26 protein-coding genes are annotated in these 24,685 nt (G+C 35.7%); 1 reads left to right on the plus strand and 25 read right to left on the minus strand.

Annotated elements, in window-relative coordinates; all coding sequences use genetic code 11:
• Nucleotides 1–253 precede the first annotated feature (253 nt).
• From aroA to pta, 23 genes are all read right to left on the minus strand, one after another.
• A complete protein-coding gene (gene aroA / locus MWH28_RS05945) occupies nt 254–1,540 on the minus strand; it encodes a 3-phosphoshikimate 1-carboxyvinyltransferase (protein WP_248618395.1) in 1,287 nt (428 codons plus the stop codon).
• 17 nt (nt 1,541–1,557) lie between these two features.
• Nucleotides 1,558–2,652 carry a prephenate dehydrogenase gene (locus MWH28_RS05950; RefSeq protein WP_248618396.1) on the minus strand — a complete coding sequence of 365 codons (1,095 nt, stop codon included), beginning with the start codon at nt 2,650–2,652 and terminating at the stop codon, nt 1,558–1,560.
• A gap of 12 nt (nt 2,653–2,664) precedes the next feature.
• Nucleotides 2,665–3,678, minus strand: coding sequence for a 3-deoxy-7-phosphoheptulonate synthase (aroF, locus tag MWH28_RS05955; protein ID WP_248618397.1), 1,014 nt, complete (start codon nt 3,676–3,678; stop codon nt 2,665–2,667).
• Nucleotides 3,679–3,713: 35 nt separating this feature from the next.
• Nucleotides 3,714–4,811, minus strand: coding sequence for a histidinol-phosphate transaminase (hisC, locus tag MWH28_RS05960; protein ID WP_248618398.1), 1,098 nt, complete (start codon nt 4,809–4,811; stop codon nt 3,714–3,716).
• 1 nt (nt 4,812) lies between these two features.
• A complete protein-coding gene (aroH, locus tag MWH28_RS05965) occupies nt 4,813–5,184 on the minus strand; it encodes a chorismate mutase (RefSeq protein WP_248618399.1) in 372 nt (123 codons plus the stop codon).
• A gap of 33 nt (nt 5,185–5,217) precedes the next feature.
• Complete coding sequence (locus MWH28_RS05970; RefSeq protein ID WP_248618400.1) at nt 5,218–5,637, minus strand: HutP family protein; 420 nt, start codon at nt 5,635–5,637, stop codon at nt 5,218–5,220.
• A gap of 246 nt (nt 5,638–5,883) precedes the next feature.
• Nucleotides 5,884–6,399, minus strand: coding sequence for a hypothetical protein (locus MWH28_RS05975; RefSeq protein WP_248618401.1), 516 nt, complete (start codon nt 6,397–6,399; stop codon nt 5,884–5,886).
• Nucleotides 6,400–6,540: 141 nt separating this feature from the next.
• Nucleotides 6,541–6,711, minus strand: a complete 171-nt coding sequence (locus MWH28_RS05980) for a YgaP family membrane protein (RefSeq protein WP_248618402.1) — start codon at nt 6,709–6,711, stop codon at nt 6,541–6,543.
• 171 nt (nt 6,712–6,882) lie between these two features.
• Nucleotides 6,883–8,103 (minus strand): BaiN/RdsA family NAD(P)/FAD-dependent oxidoreductase, encoded by a 1,221-nt coding sequence (locus MWH28_RS05985; protein WP_248618403.1) that lies wholly within the window; start codon nt 8,101–8,103, stop codon nt 6,883–6,885.
• 455 nt (nt 8,104–8,558) lie between these two features.
• The gene (gene rnc, locus MWH28_RS05990; protein WP_248618404.1) at nt 8,559–9,257 is read right to left on the minus strand and encodes a ribonuclease III; all 699 of its coding nucleotides are present in this window, start codon (nt 9,255–9,257) and stop codon (nt 8,559–8,561) included.
• A 17-nt stretch (nt 9,258–9,274) separates the two neighbouring features.
• Nucleotides 9,275–10,519, minus strand: a complete 1,245-nt coding sequence (gene fabF / locus MWH28_RS05995; protein ID WP_248618405.1) for a beta-ketoacyl-ACP synthase II — start codon at nt 10,517–10,519, stop codon at nt 9,275–9,277.
• Entirely contained in the window at nt 10,512–11,477 is a 966-nt protein-coding gene (locus tag MWH28_RS06000) for an NAD(P)H-dependent flavin oxidoreductase (RefSeq protein ID WP_248618406.1), read from the minus strand. The genes fabF and MWH28_RS06000 overlap by 8 nt, the downstream gene beginning before the upstream one ends.
• A gap of 90 nt (nt 11,478–11,567) precedes the next feature.
• On the minus strand, nt 11,568–11,798 hold the full coding sequence (locus MWH28_RS06005) for an acyl carrier protein (protein WP_248618407.1): 231 nt from the start codon (nt 11,796–11,798) through the stop codon (nt 11,568–11,570).
• A gap of 193 nt (nt 11,799–11,991) precedes the next feature.
• Nucleotides 11,992–12,741, minus strand: a complete 750-nt coding sequence (gene fabG / locus MWH28_RS06010; protein WP_248618408.1) for a 3-oxoacyl-[acyl-carrier-protein] reductase — start codon at nt 12,739–12,741, stop codon at nt 11,992–11,994.
• Nucleotides 12,742–12,806: 65 nt separating this feature from the next.
• Entirely contained in the window at nt 12,807–13,736 is a 930-nt protein-coding gene (gene fabD, locus MWH28_RS06015) for an ACP S-malonyltransferase (RefSeq protein WP_248618409.1), read from the minus strand.
• 55 nt (nt 13,737–13,791) lie between these two features.
• Nucleotides 13,792–14,739: an enoyl-[acyl-carrier-protein] reductase FabK gene (gene fabK, locus MWH28_RS06020; RefSeq protein ID WP_248618410.1), complete on the minus strand. Its 948-nt coding sequence runs from the start codon at nt 14,737–14,739 to the stop codon at nt 13,792–13,794.
• A 16-nt stretch (nt 14,740–14,755) separates the two neighbouring features.
• Nucleotides 14,756–15,751 (minus strand): beta-ketoacyl-ACP synthase III, encoded by a 996-nt coding sequence (locus MWH28_RS06025; RefSeq protein WP_248618411.1) that lies wholly within the window; start codon nt 15,749–15,751, stop codon nt 14,756–14,758.
• Nucleotides 15,752–15,756: 5 nt separating this feature from the next.
• Nucleotides 15,757–16,755, minus strand: coding sequence for a phosphate acyltransferase PlsX (gene plsX, locus MWH28_RS06030; RefSeq protein ID WP_248618412.1), 999 nt, complete (start codon nt 16,753–16,755; stop codon nt 15,757–15,759).
• Between the two features lie 4 nt (nt 16,756–16,759).
• Nucleotides 16,760–17,332 (minus strand): transcription factor FapR, encoded by a 573-nt coding sequence (gene fapR, locus MWH28_RS06035; RefSeq protein ID WP_248618413.1) that lies wholly within the window; start codon nt 17,330–17,332, stop codon nt 16,760–16,762.
• 285 nt (nt 17,333–17,617) lie between these two features.
• Complete coding sequence (rpmF, locus tag MWH28_RS06040; protein WP_248618414.1) at nt 17,618–17,785, minus strand: 50S ribosomal protein L32; 168 nt, start codon at nt 17,783–17,785, stop codon at nt 17,618–17,620.
• Nucleotides 17,786–17,844: 59 nt separating this feature from the next.
• A complete protein-coding gene (locus MWH28_RS06045; protein ID WP_248618415.1) occupies nt 17,845–18,321 on the minus strand; it encodes a YceD family protein in 477 nt (158 codons plus the stop codon).
• 70 nt (nt 18,322–18,391) lie between these two features.
• Nucleotides 18,392–19,585, minus strand: a complete 1,194-nt coding sequence (locus MWH28_RS06050; RefSeq protein ID WP_282580146.1) for an acetate/propionate family kinase — start codon at nt 19,583–19,585, stop codon at nt 18,392–18,394.
• 174 nt (nt 19,586–19,759) lie between these two features.
• Complete coding sequence (pta, locus tag MWH28_RS06055; protein ID WP_248618416.1) at nt 19,760–20,758, minus strand: phosphate acetyltransferase; 999 nt, start codon at nt 20,756–20,758, stop codon at nt 19,760–19,762.
• Between the two features lie 325 nt (nt 20,759–21,083).
• On the opposite strand from pta, the gene MWH28_RS06060 reads away from it, so the two are divergent.
• Nucleotides 21,084–22,373, plus strand: a complete 1,290-nt coding sequence (locus tag MWH28_RS06060) for a nucleotidyltransferase (protein WP_248618417.1) — start codon at nt 21,084–21,086, stop codon at nt 22,371–22,373.
• Here MWH28_RS06060 and MWH28_RS06065 read toward each other — a convergent pair.
• Both MWH28_RS06065 and MWH28_RS06070 read right to left on the minus strand, forming a co-directional pair.
• On the minus strand, nt 22,370–23,383 hold the full coding sequence (locus tag MWH28_RS06065) for a YlbL family protein (protein WP_248618418.1): 1,014 nt from the start codon (nt 23,381–23,383) through the stop codon (nt 22,370–22,372). The two genes, MWH28_RS06060 and MWH28_RS06065, sit on opposite strands and share 4 nt — an antisense overlap.
• Nucleotides 23,355–24,161 (minus strand): patatin-like phospholipase family protein, encoded by an 807-nt coding sequence (locus MWH28_RS06070; protein WP_248618419.1) that lies wholly within the window; start codon nt 24,159–24,161, stop codon nt 23,355–23,357. The genes MWH28_RS06065 and MWH28_RS06070 overlap by 29 nt, the downstream gene beginning before the upstream one ends.
• Nucleotides 24,162–24,685 lie beyond the last annotated feature (524 nt).

The following is a 24,685-nucleotide window of genomic DNA, read 5'->3' on the forward strand; positions in this document are numbered from 1 at the left end:
TTTTAATTGTTTTCTAATAAAAAAGTTATTTTCCTGCATATATCAAATAATTACTTAATTTAGTTTCTATTTATATTTACTAGAAGCAAGCAGGTAAATATTACAGAAAATTGATATAAAACTTAAGTTTAAGGTTAAGTCTAAGTTTAAGTAAGACTAAGATCTTATGTTTTTAATGGTTGGCTTAACCTTAAACTCAAACTTAAACTAAAAAAACCACTTAACTCTAAATAAAGTTAAGTGGTTTTTTTGATTATAACTTAGCTAACAGTTCTTCAAAATTAGGGAAAGAAATATCAATACATTCAGCATCTTCAATAACAACAGGCTCCTCTGCTATCAATCCAGCTATTGCTAAAGACATAGCCACTCGATGATCATCGTAACTATGACACTTAGCTCCTCCTTGAATGGTTTGTTTTCCTACTATCTCCATCCCATCTTCTCGCTCTATTACCTCAACCCCTAATTTTGCTAACTCTTTTACCATCGCATCAATTCGATCCGTCTCTTTGACCCGTAGCTCTTCAGCATCTTTGATTACTGTTTTTCCTTCTGCTTGACTAGCAGCTACAGCCAAAATTGGGATTTCATCGATCAATAACGGAATCAACTCTCCATCGATCACAGTTCCCTGTAATTGACTACTCCTAACTACAATATCAGCAATCGGCTCTCCATTAACCTCTCGCTTATTAAGTAGCTCTAGATTAGCATTCATCTGCTCTAAAGCATCAATTACTCCTGAACGAGTTGGATTCAACCCTACATTCTTAATTAAGAGTTCAGAATCAGCAGTAATCAACCCCGCTACCATTAGAAAAGCAGCTGAAGAGATATCTCCTGGTACTATTACTTTCTGTCCTGTTAGCTCAGGATTACCTTCTACCTTGACAGTCAAACCATCGACCTCAATGTTGGCCCCAAAATACTCAAGCATCCGCTCTGTATGATCTCTGGATTTGGCTGGTTCTATTACTTCAGTAACTCCTTCAGCATATAGACCAGCTAGTAGAATTGAAGATTTAACCTGAGCACTGGCTACTGGTGATTGATATTGCATCGCTTTTAACTCTTGTCCACCAACTACAGTAATCGGAGCTAAATTAGCATTATCCCTACCATAAAATTTACCATTCATTTTAGCTACTGGCCCAGTAACCCTAGCCATTGGTCGACTCCGCAAGGAATCATCACCTGTTACCACCGAATAAAAATCCTGGCCTGCTAAAATCCCTAACATTAATCTCATTGTCGTTCCTGAATTCCCTAAATCTAATACATCATCAGCCTCTTCTAAGCCATTTAACCCTTTACCATGAATCGTCATTTCCTCTCTTCCTACACCATCAATCTCAATTCCTAAACTCTGAAAGGCTTTGACTGTACTTAAACAATCTTCACCAGTTAAAAACCCTTCTACCTCCGTCTTACCCCGGGCCAACGCTCCTAACATCACAGCTCGATGAGAAATTGATTTATCTCCAGGTATAGTTACTTCACCAGTTAAGTTAGACTTAGATTTTATCTTAAGCTGCATCTAATCACTCCTTCTCACTACTTTTTAAAGACTTTATATCCCACTTCTTGTAAGAGGCGACAAGCTTCTATCTGCTCTTCTTCTTGGCTAAGGCTGAGCCGTAATGTTCCACCATCTTCCCTTACCTTCAGTACCTCTATATCTTGAATATTAATTCCCTCTTCTCCTAGTAAAGAAGCTACCCGACCAATAGCATTCGGTTCATCCTTTAAAGTAATAATCAACTCATAATTAGTCGGTAATAATCCTTTCTTCTTCATCGGAAGCTGAAGTCTAGATTCTCGTGCTTGACTGAGCTGACTTAAAAGCTCTTCTTCGGATTGCTCAACAATTAATTCTTTAAATTGCTTTAATTTATCTTCAAAAGCCTCAATCGCGGTCAATACCTCCACTTGATTATAAACAAAGATATCTTTCCACATTGTAGGATCACCAGCAGCTATCCTAGTAGTATCTCTAAAACCTCCTGCTGTTAGGGAAGTAACTAACTCATCATTTTGAGAAAATTGATCAATTACTTGCATCAGATTGACTGCCACTATATGGGGTAAATGACTTGTTAAAGCTACCACTTGATCATGGCGGTTAGGATCTAAGACAAGTACTTGAGCCCCTAACTTTTCCAGTAAAGCTTTAAGAGCTCTCAAAGCTGTCTGTTCAGTCTGCTCAGTCTCTGTTAAGACATAAATAGCATTCTCAAATAAGTACTCATCTGCTCCACTAGGCCCTACAACTTCAGAACCGGTCATTGGGTGGCCTGCAATATAAATTTGGCCCTGAGCAGCTACTGTAGTTTCTAATTGGTCAACCAAACTTGATTTAGTACTTCCTACATCAGTAATAATTGTTTCCTGATCAACATATAAACTTATTTCTTCAATTAAATCAATAATAGTTCCTACAGGAGTTGCTACTATAACCAAATCAACGCCCTGGACTCCTTCTTTTAAACTAGCTGTACGATTGATTGCTCCTAGCTTCAATGCTTGTTGTAAGTGGGAGGGATTTCGATCAATCCCCACCACTTCTTCAACCTGTTCCAAACCTTGAAAAGCTAATCCTAAAGATGAACCGATCAAGCCGACACCAACAACTGCTATCTTACTGATCATATTCTCACCTCATTATAAGTTGCGATTAACTGCTTCAGCTATTGGCTTCATCTGTTCTACTAAGGATTTAAACTTATCTGGTCGTAATGACTGTGGCCCATCACATAAAGCATTAGTCGGATTAGGGTGAACCTCAATCATTAATCCATCTGCTCCTACTGCTAAAGCAGCTCTAGCTAAAGGAGCAACATAATTCCATTTTCCTGTACCATGGCTAGGATCAATAATAATCGGTAAGTGGCTCAATTCCCTAACTACAGGAACTACTGCTAAGTCAACCGTATTTCTAGTCTGATCTATAAATGTTCTAATCCCTCGCTCACATAAAATAACATCATGATTTCCACCGGCCATAATATACTCAGCTGCCATCAAAAATTCTTTATACGTAGCACTCATAGCTCTTTTCAATAATACCGGTGTATTAGTTTGTCCTACTTCTCTTAATAATGGATAGTTTTGCATATTTCGTGCACCAATCTGTAAGATATCAGCATACTCTGCTACCAATCCTACATCCCGAGTATCCATTACTTCTGTTACTACTTTTAATCCTGTCTCTTCTCTAGCTTCAGCTAGCATCTTCAACCCTTCTTCTTCCATTCCTTGGAAGCTATATGGAGAAGTTCTCGGCTTAAAAGCACCACCTCGTAAAATTTGAGCTCCACCATCTTTTACTTGCTGAGCTGCTTGTAATAACTGTTCTTTACTTTCAATCGCACACGGGCCAGCCATAATTGTAAAGTTATCCCCACCAACTTTAACATCATCAATCTCAATTACTGATTGTTCAGTTTTAAATTGCTTTCCAGATAACTTATATGGTTTAGTGATCTCTACCACTTCCTCTACTCCAGGTAAGATAGCAAAGGTATCTTTTAACTCCATCTTTCCTTCTCCAATTACTCCAATGATAGTTTTTACTTCTCCTTCAGATAAATGAGCTTCAAATCCTAATTCTTCAATCCGTCCTAATACTCGATGTACCATATCCTCACTTGCACCATTTTCCATTACTACAATCATTATTATTTCCTCCTTTTATACTCACTACTCATTGATTAATTATTTAAAACCTCTTTTAATTGCTCGATAAAAAATTCATTCTCTTCAGGTAAACCAACTGTAACTCTAATCTTAGTCTGGTAACCAAAAGCACTCATATCACGAATAATAACTCCTCGCTGCATTAATTCTTCAAAAACCCTTGTTGAATCCTCCGCTACATCAACCAAAATAAAATTAGAACCAGTCGGTACATACTCTAATCCTAATTTATCAAATTCTTGGTATAAATATTCCTTCCCAACTTGATTAAGTTCCACACTTTTAGCTAAATGATCTTCAGTAGCTAAGCTGGCTATTGCTGCCTTTTGAGCCATCAGATTAACATTAAAGGGTTGTCTTACTCTTTCTATGTAATCGATCAATTTTTGACTGGCAATCCCATAACCAATCCTTAACCCTGCTAAAGCATAAGCTTTAGAAAAGGTTCGTAAAATGATTATGTTTTCATAGTCAGCCAGATAATCTACAGTTTCAGGATAGGCTGGATTAGCAACATATTCATAATAAGCCTCATCAAAAATAACTATTACATCATCAGGAACTTGATTTAGAAAGTTATCAACCTCATCTTTAGTCACAATCGTTCCTGTTGGATTATTAGGATTGCAAATAAAAATCAATTTAGTGTTAGGTGTGATAGCTGCAGCCATTGCTTCTAAATCATGAGTATACTCTTTTAATGGTACAGTAACTATCTTTCCTCCCATAATATTAGTAGCAAATCGATACTCACTAAAAGTAGTTCCAGCCATAATTACTTCTGCCTGCTCAGTAATAAATGTTTGACCTAACAAAGCTAACAGTTCATCAGATCCATTACCAAAGATCAACTCTTCCTCTTTTACGCCTAATTTAGTGGCCAATTTTTGTCGTAAATAATGAACATTCCCATCAGGATAAATATTAACCTGCTCCGCTGTCTTCTTCATCTGCTCAATTGCTTGAGGAGCTGGTCCTAATGGATTTTCGTTAGAAGCTAATTTAATTACTTCATCTAATCCTAACTCCCTTTTAACCTCTTCAATTGGCTTTCCTGGCACATAAGGTTTAATTTCTAAAATTTGTTGCCGAACTACATTATCATTGATCATATTATTCTCCTCCTTCTACTAAATCTAGCCTTAAACTCTCTGCTTCTCTTAAATAAATATGATTAATTTCAGTTAATTCTTTGCTAGTATTATAATGAATTAAAATCCTAATACATTTTTTTAATGCTCCTTCAATTTCTAATTCCTTAGTACATAATAACGGCGTATCTGTCAAACCAATTTCTCTAGCAGCAACTGCAGGAAAGGCCTGATCAAGCTCAGATGTCATTGAAAAGAAGATCGATGCAATATCCTCTTCTTTAATTTCATTATCCTTAATCATCTCCTGTAATAACTCTCTAGTTGCTTCTAAAATATCCTCTTCAGTATTCTCTTTTACTGTAGTTGCTCCTCTAACTCCTCTAACCTTCATCTTCTCCCTCCTTTTTAGAGAAACATCATATTCTTAATTAGCTACACGATGTCCTAATCCTATTGCCATTTCGTTTAAATGTAATAATCCAATTTCAAAAAAGATAGCCACACTAACATGATCATCTTTTCGAGCAACTCCTATCTTTCCTCCTACATCAAAACCAACTGCTTTGGGATGAATTTGATTTAAAGCTTCATGAGTTGCTCCAGCAACTGCCCCTTGCTCAGCATGTGTTTGCTCAATTACTCCTTCTCTTTTAGCAGCAACAATTGCCCTTTCAATGATCTTTTTGATAGAAGAGTTAAACTCTCCTCCAAAATCAATAGCTGCTACTTGCAAACCTTCTTCTTGATAAGCAACCTTTAATTGATTCTCTTGCTCACGATCACTTAATGCCATCTTAATTGCTGCAGTAGCTACCTGTTTACTTGTTTGATCATTATTCCTCATCTTCTTCCTCCTCTCTTACCTTTTTACTCTATAATATTAAAAAAGCACCCCTACCAATAGGAGTACTTAAACTAATCCCACTTGCTCCTACCTAACTACCATCCTACTAGGGTATTTAATTTTATAATCTTACTAATTTAATTATACTCTACAATTTTTACCCTACAATTTCATACTACTACCGTACTACTTTTCTACGTTTACCTAACATCTTAACATAATTAGAAATTTAACACAAGGCCTAATTTAAAATTGATTATTAATTCTTACCTGTCCTAAATTTTTATACTCATCTTGAACCCAAAATTGTTGATCTATTTCAAACGGATATAAACCAGCAGAAAGTTCATCAATTCTAATCCACATTCCTCTTTCAATCCCACGAGTATCAATAATTACCTTATCTCCATTTCTGACGCTTACCTGAGCAACTCCCCCAGCAAAGTTATCTCTAACTTCTCCATTAACTACTAATTTAGCTTCTGGTAAATCTAACCGCCCTTGAATAACAATTCTCATTTGCTCTTCAGGTGCTGAAAAGACCTCCTGAGCAGGTTCACCAAATTGATATTCACTTTCTCCTAGCAATAAACTAACACCTGGTAAATCTGCAATTAAATCTCTATTAAAATTAAAATCAGGACTGGCCAAAATTATCTGTACTGTAATTAATAATACTAGTCCTACTCCCACTATTCTAAACAATATCCTTTCGATCACTTTAATTATATCGCTAACAAAACGAAAAAAACGATTAGACATAGATTACGCCCCCTAAATATAATTCTCTTGCTATAATAATATGCTTGAAGGAAGGCAATCTATGCCAACTAAACTATAATTTCATCTAAATCATCTAACTTCTTCTCTAAGGGTTGACCACCCCATTAAGTCATAAACAATTCAATAGGAAAAAGCTGCTTCAATAAATTGGGAAATGGCAACTATAACAATAACAACTGCCAACCAACCTACTAAGTTCCAATAATAGACTGAAAAAATTAATAAAAAACCAATAATTAATCTAATAATCCTATCCATTTCACCTAGATTTTTCTCAAAATCAAGCTCCAATTCTTTTCACCTCAGTATTAAATTCCCCTAATTCCAACTTGATTATGTAATCATATAGATTAAATCAAACTAAATCTTAGCAAGCTAAAATTGTAAAACAGTTTAAGGCTAAGCCAACCGTTAAAAGCATAAGGGCTTAGGTTTTACTTAAACTTAAACTTAGACTTAGCCTTAAACTTGATTCCCTACTACATGTCCCATCGAAAAAGCTGCTTGTAAGTTAAATCCACCTGTATAAGCATCAATATCTACTATCTCACCAGCAAAATATAACCCCTCTACTAATTTTGATTCTAAAGTGCTAGGATCAATCTCTTCTGTATCAATACCTCCTGCTGTAACAATAGCTCGCCTAAACCCTTTCGTTCCAGTAATTGTCAATTCTAAACAGGTCAATAATTCTAATAACTCTCTTCGCTCTTCACGTGTAATCTGATTAACAAATTTATCCTCAGGAATAGATGATAAGTTAATCATGATTGGAATCAATCCCTTAGGTAATAAATCACCCAGACTATTTTTAAATTGTTTGCGTGAATACTTAGCAAAATCCCTCTGTAAACGCTCATCTAACTGCTCAATCGAAAGAGCAGGTTTTAAATTGATCTTCAACTTCAACTCTCGATTTAAGTTATTTGCTACCTCACGACTTAACGTTAAGATGATTGGCCCGCTGACTCCAAAGTGAGTAAATAACATCTCTCCAAACTCTTCTCTAACTTCTTCTCCAGCAATAGTTAAAGTCACTGTTACATTCTTTAACTTCAACCCTTGTAATTTTGTAACCCACTCTTCTTTAACCTCTAAAGGAACTAAAGAAGGCCTAGTTTTGATAATATTATGACCTACTTGCCGGGCCAACTGATACCCATCTCCTGAAGAACCAGTAGTTGGATAAGCTGCACCTCCTACTGCTAACAATATATTTTTCCCACTATAGCTATCATTCATAGTCTTGACCCCTTTAACTTCTCCATCAGCAACCATCAACTGCTCAACAGCTTCCTTTAATCTAACTTCAACTCCATTTTCTTTAATAAATCTTTTTAATGCTTCTACTATATCACGAGCTGAATCAGAAGTAGGGAAGACCCTCCCACCCCGTTCCACTTTAGTCTCAACTCCCAACTTAGAAAAAAATTCTCGCAATTGCCAGTTAGAAAAAGAGTAGAGGCTGCTATATAAAAACTTCCCATTCCCAGGGAAATTCTCAATTATCTCTTCTACATCACAGTCATTAGTCAAATTACATCTTCCTTTTCCAGTAATTAATAGCTTTTTTCCCAGTTGTTCATTCTTCTCTAACAGTAATACCTTCTTTCCTCTTTGAGCAGCACAACCTGCTGCCATCATTCCTGCTGCTCCACCACCAGCTACGATTAAATCGTACATTTAAAACCACCTCGCCCTTCTAGTTTATAGTTTAAAAGATTTACACTAAATTGATATTAAGCTTAACTTTTAAAATTAAAAAATTACAATTTAAACCTTAAAATCAAATCATTCTCATTTGAGGTATTAAAATTACGTATAAAATCCTCCACTTCCACCGCAATCGCATAAATTCTTTGGGTAAAATCAAAACATTACAATCTAAAAATTTATCATGAGGGGTGTTTCGCAGTGACATCTAGATTTTTTCGTCTAGCTTCTTGATGAGTCGAGAAATGAATAAGAGTATGAATTAGCTAATTTCCCCATTTTAAATTAGCTTGCTCTTATTTATTCGCAGACGAATCTTAGAAGCTTAGAAAAAATCTTTCCAAACGAGAAATGCCCCTCATGGTTCAAATCAAAAGTTACACATAATTGTAATTAGAAATAAAAAAGCAGCCCGTAAATACGAGCTACTGGATTTTCTTGATTGCATTTTTAGCTGCCTTTTGCTGTGCCTCTTTTTTACTAGATCCAATACCAACACCTAATACCTCATCTTCAAAGATAACTTGAACAGTAAATTCTTTATTATGATCTGGCCCTTCCTCTTTAACTACCGAATACTCAGGGCGTGAATTGGAATTTTGTTGGATCAACTCTTGCAATAAAGTTTTGTAATCTTGAATATGCTCCCCTGCTTCAACGGTCATAATATCTGCAGTTAATAATTCTAAAATAAATTTCCTGACAGTTTCTAAACCTTGATCTAAATAAATACTTCCTACTAATGCTTCAAAAGCATCTGCCAAAATAGAATCTCGCTTTCTTCCTCCTGTAATCTCTTCACCTTTACCTAACAATAGATAATTACCTAGGTTAATCTCCTTAGACTTTTCAGCTAATACTGGAGCACTGACTACTACAGATCTAATCTTAGCTAATTCTCCTTCAGGATGTTCGGAATATTTATCAAAAATATACTCACTAATTACTAAATCTAAAATAGCATCTCCTAAAAACTCCAGTCGCTCGTTATTTTTCAAATTTTGATTTCTATTCTCATTAGAGTAAGACTTATGAGTAAGAGCTCTTTTTAATAATTCTTCATTTTCAAATTCAACCTCAATCTCTTGCTCTAACTTTTTAACTTTTTGCTTATCGAACTCCATATTATCAACACCTTATATTAAGCATTATACTCTTTTATGATAATGGTAGCGTTTTGACCTCCAAATCCTAATGAATTAGATAAAGCTACCTTTACCTCCCTTTCTTTAGCTTCATTTGCTGCATAATCAAGGTCACATTCTGGATCTACATTTTCATAATTAATGGTAGGTGGGATGGTATTATTTTGAATAGCTAAAGCTAAAGCAATAGCTTCTATTCCTCCTGCTCCCCCTAACAAGTGTCCAGTCATTGACTTAGTAGAACTTACTATTAACTGCTCAGCATGCTCTCCAAAGACCTTTTTAATAGCTGCTGTTTCCAACTTATCATTAGCAGGTGTAGAAGTTCCATGAGCATTAATATAATCCATTTCTGTTGGATCAATATTACCTTCTTCTAGAGCCATCTCCATCGCTCTAGCAGCACCTTCACCACCAGGAGCTGGAGCAGTAATATGATGAGCATCAGCAGACATACCATATCCAGCTACTTCAGCATAGATTTTAGCACCTCTAGCTTGAGCATTTTCTAAAGACTCCAAAATTAAGACTCCAGAACCTTCACCCATTACAAATCCATCACGTTCTGCATCAAAAGGTCGACTGGCCGCTTGTGGATTCTCATTATTAGTACTCATTGCTTTCATAGCACAAAATCCAGCACAAGAAGCAGGAGTAATCGCTGCTTCAGTTCCACCAGCAATCATCATTTTAGCATCTCCACGCTTAATAATCTCAAAAGCATCACCTAAAGCATTAGTTCCCGAAGCACAAGCAGTTACTGCTGTTACATTTGGCCCTTTAGCTCCAGTATGAATAGAGACTTGACCAGCAGCCATATTAGCAATCATCATTGGGATAAAGAAGGGACTGACTCGATTTGGCCCTCTCTTTAATAACCTATTATACTGCTTTTCAAAAGTTCCTACCCCTCCAATACCTGAACCGATCAAAACTCCAATTTCATTCTCATTTTCTTCATTAATTTCTAACTCTGCATCTTCAAGAGCCATTTTCGCTCCAGCTACAGCAAATTGAGCATAACGATCCATTCTCCTAGCTTCTTTACGATCTACTCCAAAAGATTCAATCTCAAAATCATTAACCTCAGCAGCAATTTGAGTTTTATATTCACTAGCATCAAAATGAGTAATAGTGTCAACTCCTGATTTCCCTGCTACTAATGAGGACCAATAATTCTCAATTCCATTCCCAATAGGAGAAATGACCCCCATTCCAGTTATCACTACACGATTAGTCATCTTTTGTATTCCCTCCTAAGTACTCTTTAGCTTCTTCAATTAGATTTTCAAATATTTGTTTGACAGGTAATATTTCATTTAATTGATATGCTTTCTCACCAGCAAATACTAGACCTTGATCCATATCTCCACTTTGAGCTTTTATTAAGGATTCCATAATACAGAACCTCCGCGAACATTTTTTCAAACAGAGATAGTCACAAGATGTATCTAGTTCATCATCCTCTACCTTATTTAAAAATTCATTCCTCAAAGCTCTTCCAGGCAAACCAACTGGGCTATCTATAACAACTCCATCTTCTGGAGTAGCATTCATATACAATTCTTTAAATTCATCTTCAACTTCACATTCTTCACTAGCCACAAATCTAGATCCCATCTGAACTCCATCTGCTCCCATTTCTAATACTTCAGCTATATCTTGACCATCCATAATTCCCCCAGCAGCAATAACCGGAATTTCAACTTCATCGACAATCTTTTCAATTAATGATTTCATTGGTTGATCAGTACCTAAATGACCGCCAGCCTCTTTTCCTTCTACCACAATTGCAGAAGCTCCCAATCGTTCAGAAATTTTTGCTAATTTTACTGATGATACAATTGGAACAATTTCAACATCGCCTTCTTTTCCTAAGGAGAATAAATCACGAGAAAATCCTGCTCCTGCCACTATTAAATCAATTCCTTCACTAATAGATGCATTAACTAACTCTTTAAATTCATTGATTGCCACCATAATATTTACACCAATAATTCCTGTAGATAACTCACGTGCCCGTCTAATCTCTTTTTTAATCTCTTCTACTGTTAAGCCAGAACCAGCTATTAATCCTATCCCACCTTCATTAGCTACAGCTGCAGCTAAGGGAGCAGTAGAAACTTTAACAGCCATACCACCTTGAACAATGGGCACCTCAGCTACTAAATCGCCTATTCTTAATTTAGGTAATTCCAACATTATTCCCCCAGTTTTAATTTATTAATGGATAAAGCCCCCGTTTATAGTTCTATAAACGGGGCACCATCCATCCAAACAGATTATAGATTATAAAGCATTTTCAATATAATCTACTGCATCTTGCACAGTTCCAATATCTTCTGCATCCTCATCAGGAATCTCAATATCAAATTCCTCTTCAAATGCCATAACAACCTCAACAATATCTAAAGAATCAGCTCCTAAATCATCAATGAATGAAGCCTCTGGAGTTACTTCATCAGCATCTACGCCTAATTCTGTAACAACAATCTCTTGAATTTTTTCTAAAGTATCCATTCCTGTCACCTCCTTTCAAAAGATCAGTTGATAGTTTATAATTGATAATTGATAGTTAAAATCTAATTCAAGAACTTGAAATCATATAACTTATAACTAAACTTCTTAAACTAAATCATAGATTTGTTTTGATTTTATTTTTTAACATTTTCAAACTATACACTATAAACTATCAATTATCAACTGCTTTTATCTACATTGTCATTCCACCATCGACTCTAATAACTTCACCAGTAATATATTTTGCACCTTCACTTGCTAAAAATAAAGCTGTGTCAGCAACATCTTCAGGCTGACCGAAACTATTAGCAGGAATTACACTGAGCATTTGTTCTACTACCTTATCAGATAATTGATCTGTCATTGCAGTCTCAATAAACCCGGGAGCAATTGCATTAGCAGTCACTCCTCTAGGGGCCAACTCCTTAGCAACAGACTTAGTAAAGCCAATCAGCCCTGCTTTAGAAGCAGCATAATTAGATTGCCCAGCATTCCCCATTAAGCCAACAACAGATGAAATATTAATGATTCTACCACTACGTTGCTTCATCATTATTCTACTGATAGCTTTAGTAACATTAAATGCTCCTTTCAAATTAACATCTAACACAGCATCCCAATCTTCTTCTTTCATTCTAAGTAATAATGTATCTCTAGTAATTCCAGCATTGTTGACTAAAATATCGATCGTATCAAATTCTTGCTTTACTTCTTTAACCATACCCTTAACTTCTTCCATCGCAGTTACATCTGCTTGTAAAGCAATTGCCTCTGCACCTAAATCTTCAATCTCTTCAACTACCTGCTGAGCACTTTCTGCTTCATCAGCAACTGGATAATTAATTACTAGTTTAGCACCTTCTTCAGCCAACTTCAGAGCAATTACCTTTCCAATTCCTCGTGAACTACCAGTAACAAGTGCAACCTTCCCCTTTAATGACATTTCTTTCACTCCCCTGCTCTTTCATTATATATTTTACCTAATCACCCATCTTATATAACCACAAGTTACAACTTTTTCAATGTCTTATTTAAAGAACGCAGATCTTGTACATTTAATGCTGTTACACTGCGGTCAATCCTTCTCATAAAGCCTTTTAATACTCGACCCGGGCCAACCTCAATAAAAGTATCTACACCTGCATCGATCATCTGGCGAATAGATTCTTCCCAGCGTACTGAACCGCTAAGTTGTTCAATTAAAGCAGCTTTAATCTCATCTACTTCAGTAGTAATCTCTGCTTTAACATTAGGTACAAGCGGTACTTGAGGTGTCTTAAACTCTATTGTTTCAAATTCTTGGGCCAACTTCTCCCCAGCAGATTCCATCAAACTGGAATGAAAAGGACCACTGACATCTAACATAACCGCTCTTTTGGCTCCTGCCTCCTTAGCCAATTCAGCCGTCTGTTCAACCGCCTTCTTCTCACCAGAAATAACGACTTGGCCTGGACAGTTAAAATTAGCTACTTCTACTAGACCATATTTACTTCCTGCATTACAGACTTCTTTTACCTCATCTGCTGTTGAACCAATAATTGCAGCCATTGTACCTTCACCAGAAGGGTCTGCTGCTGCCATCAACTGTCCTCTCTTTCTGACCAATTGCACAGCATCAGTTAAATCTAATACTCCAGCAGCAACCAAAGCAGAGTATTCACCAAGACTATGTCCAGCAACTAGATCAGGTTCAATTCCTTTTTCCAGTAATAACTTATAAACACCAATACTAGTAGCTAAAATAGCCGGTTGAGTATTACTTGTCTCCTTCAACTCATCCTCTGGTCCTGAAAAACATAATTCCGATATATCTATCTCCAAAGCTTGATCTGCTTGCTTAAAAACTTCTTTAGTCACTTCAAACTCCTGGGCCAACTCTGCTCCCATTCCTACTTCTTGTGAACCCTGCCCAGGAAAGATAAATGCTATTTTCCCCATCTTATCTCCCTCCAAACTATATCATCACTAGTTACAAATTACTAATCACCAGTCACTACTCTTCAATCAACTCACAACTTGTTTCTAAAACATCTTCAGCAACAGCCACAACATCAGCGATAATATCAGCAGCTGATTCTTCTTTACTGATCATTCCTGCTACTTGTCCAGCCATTACAGTTCCTTCATCAACATCTCCATCAATCACAGCTTGTTGTAAACGACCTATCCCTAACTCTTCAATCTTTTCCTTAGAAATATTTTCCTGTTCCATTTTTTCAATCTGGCGGGTCAACTTATTCTTTAAATTCCGAACAGGATGTCCAGTAGAACGAGCCGTCACAATTGCATCTCTATCCTTAGCTTTAATGATAGCTTCTTTGTAATTATCATGGGCAATACATTCTGTAGCACAAACAAACCTAGTTCCTATTTGAGCCCCAACAGCACCCAATGACAATACAGCTGCTAAACCACGACCATCTGCAACTCCACCCGCTGCAATAACAGGAATATCAACAGCATCAACAATCTGAGGTATTAAAGCCATTGTAGTCAACTGACCAATATGACCTCCTGCTTCATTCCCCTCAGCAATTACAGCATCAACATCAAACCGGGTCATTCGCTTAGCTAAAGCTACTGAAGGAACTACCGGAATAACTTTGGCCCCGATCGCCTTTAAATCTTTAATATATTTACCAGGATTACCAGCACCTGTAGTTACAACAGCCACTTCTTCTTCAACAATAACTTCCATAACTTGATCAACATGAGGTGATAGTAACATTACATTAACACCAAATGGCTTGTCTGTTATCTCTTTGACCTTTTGAATCTCTTCTCTAACTACATCAGCTGGTGCATTCCCCGCTCCAATAATACCTAAACCACCAGCTTCTGAAACAGCAGCTGCTAACTCTCCAGTTGCAACCCAAGCCATTCCTCCTTGAATAATTGGATATTCGATATCTAGTAGTTTACATAGTTCAGTTCTTATCATTTTTATAATTCCCCCTTTATGACCATTCTATAACTGTTGCTCCCCAAGTTAATCCAGCTCCAAAACCGACTAAAACGATAATATCTCCTGCTGTTATCTTTCCTTCTCGCACAGCTTCATCCAACGCAAGTGGCACTGAAGCAGCAGAAGTATTTCCATATCTATCAAGATTAACATAAATTTGTTCTTCATTTAGTTTGAGACGTTTTCTAGCAGCATCAATAATTCTAATATTGGCTTGGTGTGGAATTAAATAATCAATATCTTCCCTATCCAACCCTACCTGCTGTAATGCTTCTTTAGCTGCTTTCCCTAAGATTCTAACAGCAAACTTAAAGACAGGATTGCCATCCATTTTAAGATAATGAGCCCGTTCATCAAGTACCCCTTGAGAGAAAGGCCATTTTGAACCACCACCTGGAATCTTTAATACTTCAGCTTTAGAACCATCTGCTCCTAAAGAGTTAGCTAAAATCCCAGCAGATTCAGTCGGTTGTAAGACTACAGCTCCAGCACCATCTCCAAATAAAATACATGTGCCTCTATCTTCCCAATCAAGTATCTTTGAAAAAGTTTCAGCACCAACTATTAAAATATTATCATAAGCCCCTGTTTCTATATACTGAGTTGCTACTGATATGCCATAGATAAAACCTGTACAAGCAGCAGCCAGATCAAAAGCTGGAATTCCTTCAGCCCCTAACTTATCTTGTAATATGCAGGCTGTTGAAGGAAATCCAAGATAATCAGGAGTTGACGTAGCTAGTAAGATCAAATCTAAGTCCTCTACATCTAAATTAGCATCCTCCAAGGCAGCAGTTGCTGCTTGATAAGCTAGATCAGAAGTAACAACTTCTTCTTCAACTACTCTTCTTTCCTCAATTCCTGTTCTAGTTATTATCCATTCTGCATCAGTATCAACTATTCCTTCTAAGTCAGTATTTGTCAAGACATTTTCTGGTACAAATGAACCAATCCCTGCAATCTTGGCCCTTCTTAATTCCTGCTTCATAATTATTAATCAGTCCTTCCATCAATATTAGCTTTTATTGAATCAATCAATTTAGCTTCGATTGATTCTTGAGCAATTTTTATTGCATTCTTAATTGCTTTGGCATTTGAACTACCATGGCTAATAATTACTATTCCATCAATCCCTAATAAGGGAGCACCACCATACTCTGTATAATCCATCTTCTTTTTTACTCTATTGAAAGCAGGCTTTAATAATAAACCACCCAATTTAGTCAACCAACTTGCTTCAATCTCCTGCTTGATAATCTTAAATAAAGCCTTAACTAAACCTTCTGATGTCTTCAGTACTATATTACCCACAAACCCATCAGCTAACACTACATCGTATTCTCCAGTAAAGATATCTCTTCCTTCAATATTTCCAGCAAAATTTATATCCTCTGTCTCTTTTAACATTTGATGAACATTTAAAACCAATTCATTACCCTTTTTCTCCTCTTCACCAATGCTTAATAAGCCAACTTTAGGATTCGATTTATGTAAGATTTGATCAGCATAAATTTGGCCCATTATCGCTTGTTGAAATAAATGCTCAGGCTTACTATCTACGTTGGCCCCTGCATCTAAAACCAAGGTCTCTTCTTTAAGGGTTGGAAAAACAGCACCAATTGCTGGTCTTGCCACACCTTTTATTCGTCCGATATTAAATAAGCCACCTGCCATTACTGCTCCTGTATTTCCTGCAGATACAAAACCATCAACTTCTCCTTCTTTAACCAATCTAGTACCTATTGCAATAGTTGAATCTTTCTTCTTCCGTAATGCTTTAGCAGGAGATTCATTCATCCCAATCAACTCTGAAGCATGATGAATTTCTATCTTCTCACTAGGGAAAGAATATTGATCAAGTTCCTCTTTCAATCGCTCTTTAGGGCCAACCAAAATAATTTGCCCTTGAAACTGGTCAATACTCTCCATAACACCTTTAATTATCTCCTGGGGTGCATGATCTCCACCCATTGCATCAATAGCAATCTTCAAAACTCTAAACCTCCTTATCAGGGTCATCAACTGAAAAAATTATAAACTCTCCTGTAAAAACCGTATCGTTACTTGCTTTAGTTTCTACATTAACATAAAATTTATTCTTTTTAGCTTTCTCCACTTTAGCCTTAGCAATCAATCGCTCTCCGATATAAACCGGTCTATTATATCTGATCTTTGACGAACCCGTCAAAGCTACATCCGTATCAATTATCGCCACAGCTAATGTATTAGCTTGAGCAAAAATATGATGCCCTCGTACAATTTTTGTCTTTTCTAAACAAAGCTCTTCTGTCACCTCTAAAATAGAAAGACCACTTTGATCAAGTTCGATATCTACTAATTCACCAATGATTTCTCCACTTTGTACAGATTTCACCTTAGAATAAGCTTGTTTAGCGACTGATTTAGTCCTTTTACGAACTTCAGGTATTCCCAACTCCATTCTATCCAACCGAATAGTTTGAATACTAACCCCAAAGATTTCAGCCAATTCTTTATCAATTAAGAATGGATTCTCCTCTAATTTATCTTGTAGCTTTTTTTGGCGTTCAGCCTTATTTAATCTACCCATTTATTATTACCACCTATTGAAATCTTATATTAAGACCAGGTACTAATTTTCTTCCATTTGTATTATATATAATTTCACTGCTAAGTGCAAGAGAAATTAGGTTATTTTTTTATTTAACTTAAGTTTAAGGTTAAGGCTAAGACTAAGTCAACCATTAAGAACATAAAAATTTAGATTTTACTTAAACTTAGGCTTAGACTCAATCTTAATTATAACCTACGTTACAAAATAAAAAAAGAGTAAGGTATTTATCTTCCCCCTACTCTTTTTGTCTATAAGCTATATTTATTTAACCTTCTTACCTTTGTAATATCCACACTCTGGACATACACGGTGTGACAATTTGAATTCATGGCACTGAGAACACTCAACTAAATTAGGTGCATTTAACTTCCAATGAGTTCTTCTCTTTCTCTTACGCGTCTTAGAAGTCCTCCTCTTAGGTACTGCCATTGAAATCCCCTCCTTTCGAATTTAAAATTATTGAGAATCAATATAATTATAACCTAATATTATTCTTTATCAGGTAATAACTTTTCTAATTTTGCCAACCTTGGATCAACTTTATGCATTATACAATCACATTCTTCTTCATTCAAATTTTGACCACAGCTAGGACATAGCCCCTTACACTCTTCATTACATACATATTTCATTGGTATTGCTAATCTAATATGTTCAGCTAAAATTCCACTGACATCAATCTCTGCATCTTCAACCTCTTCTTTATCAATTTCGCCATTTACTTCAAACTCTAATTCGGTTTCAAATTCTTCTAAACAGCGACTACAAAATACCTCTAATGATAAAGAAGCAGTTCCCATAATAACATATTCACCTTCAGAATTGACAACCTTTAATTCCGCATTACTCGGCTCAATAATTGAAATTTCTTGTCCTTGAACCTTTCTATCTGCTAAGTCCAAAGAAAACTCAGTATTCATTATAGCACCGAGATCATCTTTAATTTCTGTAATATCTATTTTCATCTAATCACCTCTAAAACAACATATCTATTATAATATACAACTTCCTGTTTTGTCAAGAGTTTCTCGTAGATTAGCTGATCAATTCTTCAGTATCTCGTGCAATCACTAGTTCTTCATTAGTAGGAATTACAAATACCTTGACTTGAGAATCAGTAGCACTTATTTCCTGTAATCTTCCTCTAACATCATTCTTACTCGGATCAAGCTTAATTCCTAAATAATCTAAATCCTGACAGATTGACTCTCTCATCTCAATTCCATTTTCACCAACCCCTGCTGTAAAGACAACTGCATCTACTCCGTTCATAGTTGCCACATAAGAACCAATATATTTTTTAACCCGATAACTGAATACATCTAAAGCCAACCTCGCTCTTTCATTTCCTGCCTCAGCTGCTTCTTCAATATCCCTCATATCACTACTGACTCCCGATAAGCCTAATAATCCACTCTCTTGATTCATTAAGTTATCTATTTCTGCTGGCGATAAATCTTCTTCTTCCATGATAAATGAAATCGCTGCTGGATCAAGATCTCCACACCTTGTTCCCATCATCAATCCTTCTAAAGGAGTTAGGCCCATGCTTGTATCATAGGATTCCCCATTTTTAATAGCCGTTATACTAGCTCCATTACCCAAGTGACAAGTAATTATTTTCAAATCCTCTAAATCCTTCCCTAACTCTTGAGCAACTGCTTGAGCTACAAATTTATGGGATGTACCATGAAAACCATAACGACGTAAATCATACTTCTCATAGTACTCATAAGGTAAACCATAAGTGTACGCTTCCTTAGGCATAGTCTGATGAAAAGCTGTATCAAAAACAGCAACCTGTTGAGCATGAGGCATTAACTTTTCACAAACTTCAATCCCCATTAAATTAGGTGGATTATGTAACGGAGCCAAGCTAGACCACTTTTTAATCTGATCTTTAACATCTTGATCAACAATTACTGATTCGGAAAAAGATTTTCCACCTTGTACTACTCGATGACCTACTGCAGTTATTTCATCTACCTTAGCAATAACACCTTTATTTGGCTCTGTTAATGATTCTATCACTAACTCCATTCCAGTTGCATGATCTGCAATTTCAGTTTCTAATTCAATTACCTCTCCCGTATCTGCTTCTTGCTCTAAAGATGAACCACTAATTCCAATTCTTTCTACTAACCCTTTCGCTAGTACCTGTTCATCTTTCATATTAAATAGTTTATATTTTATTGAAGAACTTCCACTGTTGATTACTAGAATTCTCATTATTTAATCCTCCCTAGCTTGTAATAAATTTTTCTGATTGCTTTAATTTTTATTGATATTAAGCGTAACTTCAATTGATAATTGATAGTTTAAAATTGATAGTTAAAAACCTTCAAAACCTTTGAATTTATGAACTTGATCTTCAACTCTCAATTGTCAATTCTCAACTATCAATTAGCTATTTTGAGCTTGTACAGCCGTGATTGCTGTTACATTAACAATATCTTGAATGCTACAGCCCCGAGATAAGTCATTTACTGGCTTAGCTATACCTTGTAATACAGGGCCAATCGCTTCAGCTTGAGCAAATCTCTGTACTAGTTTATAACCAATATTTCCTGACTGTAAATCTGGAAAGATTAAAACATTTGCTTGTCCAGCCAAATCACTTTCAGGATACTTTTGTTCAGCAACTTTAGACAATATAGCAGCATCTGCTTGCATCTCACCATCAATCTTAAGTTCTGGATTAAGAACTTGAGCTAATTCAGTAGCATTATTTACTTTATCAACCATCTTATGCCTAGCACTACCATTAGTAGAAAAAGACAACATGGCTACCCGCGGATCAACCCCAGCTAAATCCTGAGCTGTTTTAGCAGATGAAACTGCTATCTCTGCTAATTGTTTCGCTGTAGGATTAGGATTAACAGCACAATCTCCAAAGACCAATAAGCCATCATCTCCAAAATCTTTGTCTTGGACAATCATAATAAAAGCACCAGAAATGACTGAAATTCCTGGAGCCGTACCAACTATTCTAATAGCTGCTCTTAGTACATTTCCCGTTTCATTAGCAGCCCCTGCTACCTTCCCATCTGCATCTCCTTTTTCAACCATTAATGAACCAAAATATAAAGGATCAATAACTTGCTCTCTGGCTTCTTCTAAGCTAATCCCTCTATGCTCTCTTAACTGATAATAAGTCTGACTATACTCTTCTAATTTATCAGACTGACTCGGATTAATGATCTCAACTCCTGTTAGATCAATACCATGTTCTAGAGCTAAATTCTGAATTTTCTCTCTATTTCCAAGTAAAACAACATCAGCAATCTCCTTTTCTAAAATAAGGGGTACTGCTTTTATCATTCGTGGCTCAGTACCTTCTGGAAGAACAATCTTTTTGCGCTCTTGCCTTGCTCTTTGGTGTATCTTCCCGATAAAACTCATTCTTTGGCCTCCTTGCTATTTATACTACAAGATTAAGGGGCTTATATTCTTATAAAAATTATGGCTATCGTTTTCTTGAACTACTAGATTAAAAACTACTCGATTAATCAAGGTTATTCCTTGTTTTTATTCAAAGTTTAAATAATAGAAAAAATCTATTTTGCTCTAATCTTTTCAATTGTCTGATAAGTGAATAATAAGATCATTTATGTAGTTGTAAATTACCATTTACTATATTATTTTTAACAATTTTTTTCAAATTATACTAGTTGAAGATTGATATTTAAATTATTACAACTTATAATAGAAGCAAGGAGGAATGAAGATGAAAGTACTAGGAATCATTACTGAATATAACCCTTTCCATTATGGGCACCAAATCCACCTTAATAAATCACTGACTAAAAGTAAAGCAGATGCAACAATCTGTATTATGAGCGGTAGCTTTTTACAAAGAGGAACGCCTGCTATTGTTAATCAATGGACTCGTACTAAGATGGCCCTTCAGCAAGGAGTAGATCTAGTAATTCAACTTCCTGTTGCTTACACTACTCGTAGTGCTCAATACTTTGCATATGGAGCAGTAAAGTTATTGACTGCAACAAATATTGTAGATCATCTCTGTTTTGGTAGTGAATTAGGAGAAATTGCTCCTCTTAAGTTAATTGGTCAATTACTAGCAACTGAGCCTGATCAGCTAAATCAATTGATCAAAGAGGAATTGACTACAGGAGTCTCTTATCCGTTGGCCCGTAGTAAAGCTCTAACTCAGTTTTTGAAACTTAACTCTAATCTGACTGATATTTCAACAACCAAGTTAAAATCTATCTTAATTAACTCAAATAACATTTTAGGCTTAGAATATATCAGAGCTTTAACTAAATTAAAGAGTTCAATTATTCCATTAACAATCAAACGAGAAGGAGGTAGTTATCACTCAACTGAACTACAAAAGATAGCTAGTGCATCAGCAATCAGAGAACAGATCAAACAAAATTATAACTCCAAACAACCACTTTTAGACTCTGAATTAAATAAATCAATGCCCGATTCAACATTTAAGATTTTACAAGAAGAGTTTGCAAATCGGCTTGGGCCTATATTTTATGAAGATTTCACTTTGCAGATTTTAACATTATTAAGAAGGGTTACTCACAAGCAATTAAAAAATTATGAAGGAGTAACTGGAGGATTAGAAAACAGAATCAAAGATGCCGCTACAAAAGCAACATCCCTATCAGAGTTGATAAAACTAATTAAGACTAAGCGATTTACTCAAACTCGAATTCAACGCATCTTAACTCAACTATTATTGGATTTAAATCAAGAAAAATTAAGTGAGTTTGAATCAGCAGGCGGACCACAATATCTTAGAATCTTAGGTTTTAACAAGCAAGGTAGGAAGTTACTTAAATTACTGAAAGAAAAAGCTGATTTACCCATCATCACTAATTTATCGAATCACTTTCGTACTAATCAGGAACCTAAAAGTACCATCCAAAAAATGCTTTTATCTGATATTAAAGCTAATAATATCTATTCACTAACCTATCCTAAATTAACAGCCCGGCAAGGAGGAGTGGATTTTTATCGCCAACCAATTATTCTAACCTAAATTCCTTCTAAATATGAAATAATTTGATCTATATCTTCCACAATAACAATCTCTATTTCTTCTTTTTCTACTCCCTCTACTTCTTGCTGGTTTCCAACTGGAACAAAGAAGATATCTGCCCCTTCTTCTTTAGCAGCTGCTATCTTTTGTTTTACTCCGTCTATCTTTCCTACTTCACCTTCTAAACTAATAGTTCCAGTTCCAGCTATCTGTACATCTTCGGTTAAATCCTCTTCAGTCAAGCGATTATAAATCTCTAAAGTAAACATACTGCCAGCTGAGGGTCCACCAATTTGACCTGCTTCAATACTAACTTCAATTGGTAATTCATATTCTCGTTGATAAGGACTGATTAAAACACCAATTGATGGTTGAGCTGAACTTTCCCCAGATACCTTCGTCTCAATTAGAAAATCCTTTTCCTCTCCATTGCGTTCAACTGTTACTTTAACCTCAGCACCTCCTTCTCGTGCTTGAACCTTATTAATAACTTCTGTTAATAATTCAACCGGTTGATCATCAATTGCTACAATGATATCATCAACCTGTAATTTATCATAAGCATCGCTGTCCTCTAAAACCTTGACTACCTGAGCACCTTCTCCAGTAATCTTAGTCTCATAACCTGCTTTTTGTAATGCCACTGCTTTAGCTTTCATCTGACTTTCTTCCATCATTTCTTGCATCAAGTCAAAATATTCATCCATATCTACTCCAGGAGGCAAAAAATCTCCAGAGCGTAATTCCACTAAATCAGGAGTAAATAATCGAACATAAATTGATTCTATTAAACTGGCCCTTTTCATCGAAACAGATGTCAACATTATATCTCCTTCTACTGGATAAATATCTGCTGCTTCTTCTATCTCAATCATTGGTGCTAGTCTCTCTGCTTTACCAGGAGAAACAATATAATAGTTGCTAGGCCAAAAAAATAAAATAGCTATTAAAATACCAATAGCTATTAAACTTAATAACCGTTTATTTTCGATCAATCCCTTCTTCTTCATTCCCAGTCCACTCCTCAATTAAGTTTTTAATCTTTGGAATTGCTTTTTTCGTTTCCTGATAGCCTAAATCAATACATTCTCCAGCTTGATCTAAATCAGTAGATTTAACATGACCTACTTGTGGTTTAATCAATAAATCTGCCCCATGATTTTTATGCTTTGTAATCTCTTGTTGCATAATATCAATTGAATTCATAATTACATCAAAAATAGTGCTGACCTCTGACTGATAATTAACCTTATGACTTACATCTACTCCAATTACAATATCTGCTCCTAAATCTCTGACAGGAGTTACTGGAACTCGATTAAGAACTGCTCCATCTACTAATTTTTTACCATCTAATTGATAAGGTACATAAACCCCTGGAATAGACATACTGGCCCTCATTCCATCTGCTACCAAACCACTATCGATCACGACCTCTTCACCATGTTCAATATCTACAGCTACCGTTATAAAAGGTAACTCCAGTTGACTAAAAGTCTTTTTTTGGGTTAATAACTCAAAAAATTCTTTAGCTTTTTTACCAGCTACTAAACCTTTTCTTGGTACTGTTAAATCGGTTAAATGATCCCAAGTCAACTGCTCTGCTAAACGTTCTAACATATGTAAATCTAACCCTGCAGCAAAAAAACCACCTACAACACTACCAATACTAGTACCACCTAAGTAATCAATTGCAAGCCCTTCTTCTTCAAAAGCCTTTAAAACACCTAAATGGGCCAACCCTCTTGCTGATCCTGCTCCTAATGCTAAACCGATATTAGGTCTCATAAGTTACTGCCTCACTTACGGCAATTCACCTCCCTTTTTATTAATTTAAAGTTAATCCTAAAAATTGACACTATATTTCTTATGATATTCAACAACAATAAAAATTATCCTCTCTCTAGTCATAGATCTAACTTATTTGAGATTGACTTAATCTAAACACCACTTCACAAGAAAACTAAATAAAATTCGACCAACTTCCTTTTTTTTAATATAATACCTTCAAGTAAAAATATAATCAAAAGAAAGTTAATAGCATGGATATTATATCAAATAATCAAATAATCAAAAAATCACTAATCATGATCGTAATTTTTCAGATGATATTAACCTAAGAAGAGTCCTAGGAAGTCTACCTAGGACTCTGTTTGATTAACAATCATATTATTCCTCAATAGCTCCACAGCCATCTACACATATTCCACATCCAATACACTCACCAGTAATTGCAAACACATTTTCACCTTCGCCTCAGCTATGAGCTTTTAAGGGTTAGCCATAAAAACTTAAAATTATGAAGAAATAAC

Source organism: Natroniella sulfidigena (assembly GCF_023223645.1).
GTDB lineage: Bacteria > Bacillota > Halanaerobiia > Halobacteroidales > Halobacteroidaceae > Natroniella > Natroniella sulfidigena.

Coding starts and splice junctions, on each gene's coding strand:
- fabD (WP_248618409.1), bottom strand. CDS start 13,736: ATGGGGAAAATAGCATTTATCTTTCCTGGGCAGGGTTCACAAGAAGTA.
- MWH28_RS06025 (WP_248618411.1), bottom strand. CDS start 15,751: ATGAAGCAGGAATTAAGAAGGGCCAAGATTGCAGGGATTGGTTCATTT.
- MWH28_RS05985 (WP_248618403.1), bottom strand. CDS start 8,103: ATGTACGATTTAATCGTAGCTGGTGGTGGAGCAGCAGGAATGATGGCA.
- fapR (WP_248618413.1), bottom strand. CDS start 17,332: ATGGGTAGATTAAATAAGGCTGAACGCCAAAAAAAGCTACAAGATAAA.
- aroF (WP_248618397.1), bottom strand. CDS start 3,678: ATGATTGTAGTAATGGAAAATGGTGCAAGTGAGGATATGGTACATCGA.
- MWH28_RS05950 (WP_248618396.1), bottom strand. CDS start 2,652: ATGATCAGTAAGATAGCAGTTGTTGGTGTCGGCTTGATCGGTTCATCT.
- MWH28_RS06070 (WP_248618419.1), bottom strand. CDS start 24,161: ATGAGACCTAATATCGGTTTAGCATTAGGAGCAGGATCAGCAAGAGGG.
- MWH28_RS06065 (WP_248618418.1), bottom strand. CDS start 23,383: ATGAAGAAGAAGGGATTGATCGAAAATAAACGGTTATTAAGTTTAATA.
- MWH28_RS06050 (WP_282580146.1), bottom strand. CDS start 19,585: ATGAGAATTCTAGTAATCAACAGTGGAAGTTCTTCAATAAAATATAAA.
- MWH28_RS06060 (WP_248618417.1), top strand. CDS start 21,084: ATGAAAGTACTAGGAATCATTACTGAATATAACCCTTTCCATTATGGG.
- MWH28_RS06045 (WP_248618415.1), bottom strand. CDS start 18,321: ATGAAAATAGATATTACAGAAATTAAAGATGATCTCGGTGCTATAATG.
- MWH28_RS06005 (WP_248618407.1), bottom strand. CDS start 11,798: ATGGATACTTTAGAAAAAATTCAAGAGATTGTTGTTACAGAATTAGGC.
- aroH (WP_248618399.1), bottom strand. CDS start 5,184: ATGAAGGTTAGAGGAGTTAGAGGAGCAACTACAGTAAAAGAGAATACT.
- rpmF (WP_248618414.1), bottom strand. CDS start 17,785: ATGGCAGTACCTAAGAGGAGGACTTCTAAGACGCGTAAGAGAAAGAGA.
- aroA (WP_248618395.1), bottom strand. CDS start 1,540: ATGCAGCTTAAGATAAAATCTAAGTCTAACTTAACTGGTGAAGTAACT.
- fabF (WP_248618405.1), bottom strand. CDS start 10,519: ATGACTAATCGTGTAGTGATAACTGGAATGGGGGTCATTTCTCCTATT.
- MWH28_RS05975 (WP_248618401.1), bottom strand. CDS start 6,399: ATGTCTAATCGTTTTTTTCGTTTTGTTAGCGATATAATTAAAGTGATC.
- hisC (WP_248618398.1), bottom strand. CDS start 4,811: ATGATCAATGATAATGTAGTTCGGCAACAAATTTTAGAAATTAAACCT.
- fabG (WP_248618408.1), bottom strand. CDS start 12,741: ATGTCATTAAAGGGGAAGGTTGCACTTGTTACTGGTAGTTCACGAGGA.
- pta (WP_248618416.1), bottom strand. CDS start 20,758: ATGAGTTTTATCGGGAAGATACACCAAAGAGCAAGGCAAGAGCGCAAA.
- fabK (WP_248618410.1), bottom strand. CDS start 14,739: ATGATAAGAACTGAACTATGTAAACTACTAGATATCGAATATCCAATT.
- MWH28_RS05970 (WP_248618400.1), bottom strand. CDS start 5,637: ATGAGGAATAATGATCAAACAAGTAAACAGGTAGCTACTGCAGCAATT.
- rnc (WP_248618404.1), bottom strand. CDS start 9,257: ATGGAGTTCGATAAGCAAAAAGTTAAAAAGTTAGAGCAAGAGATTGAG.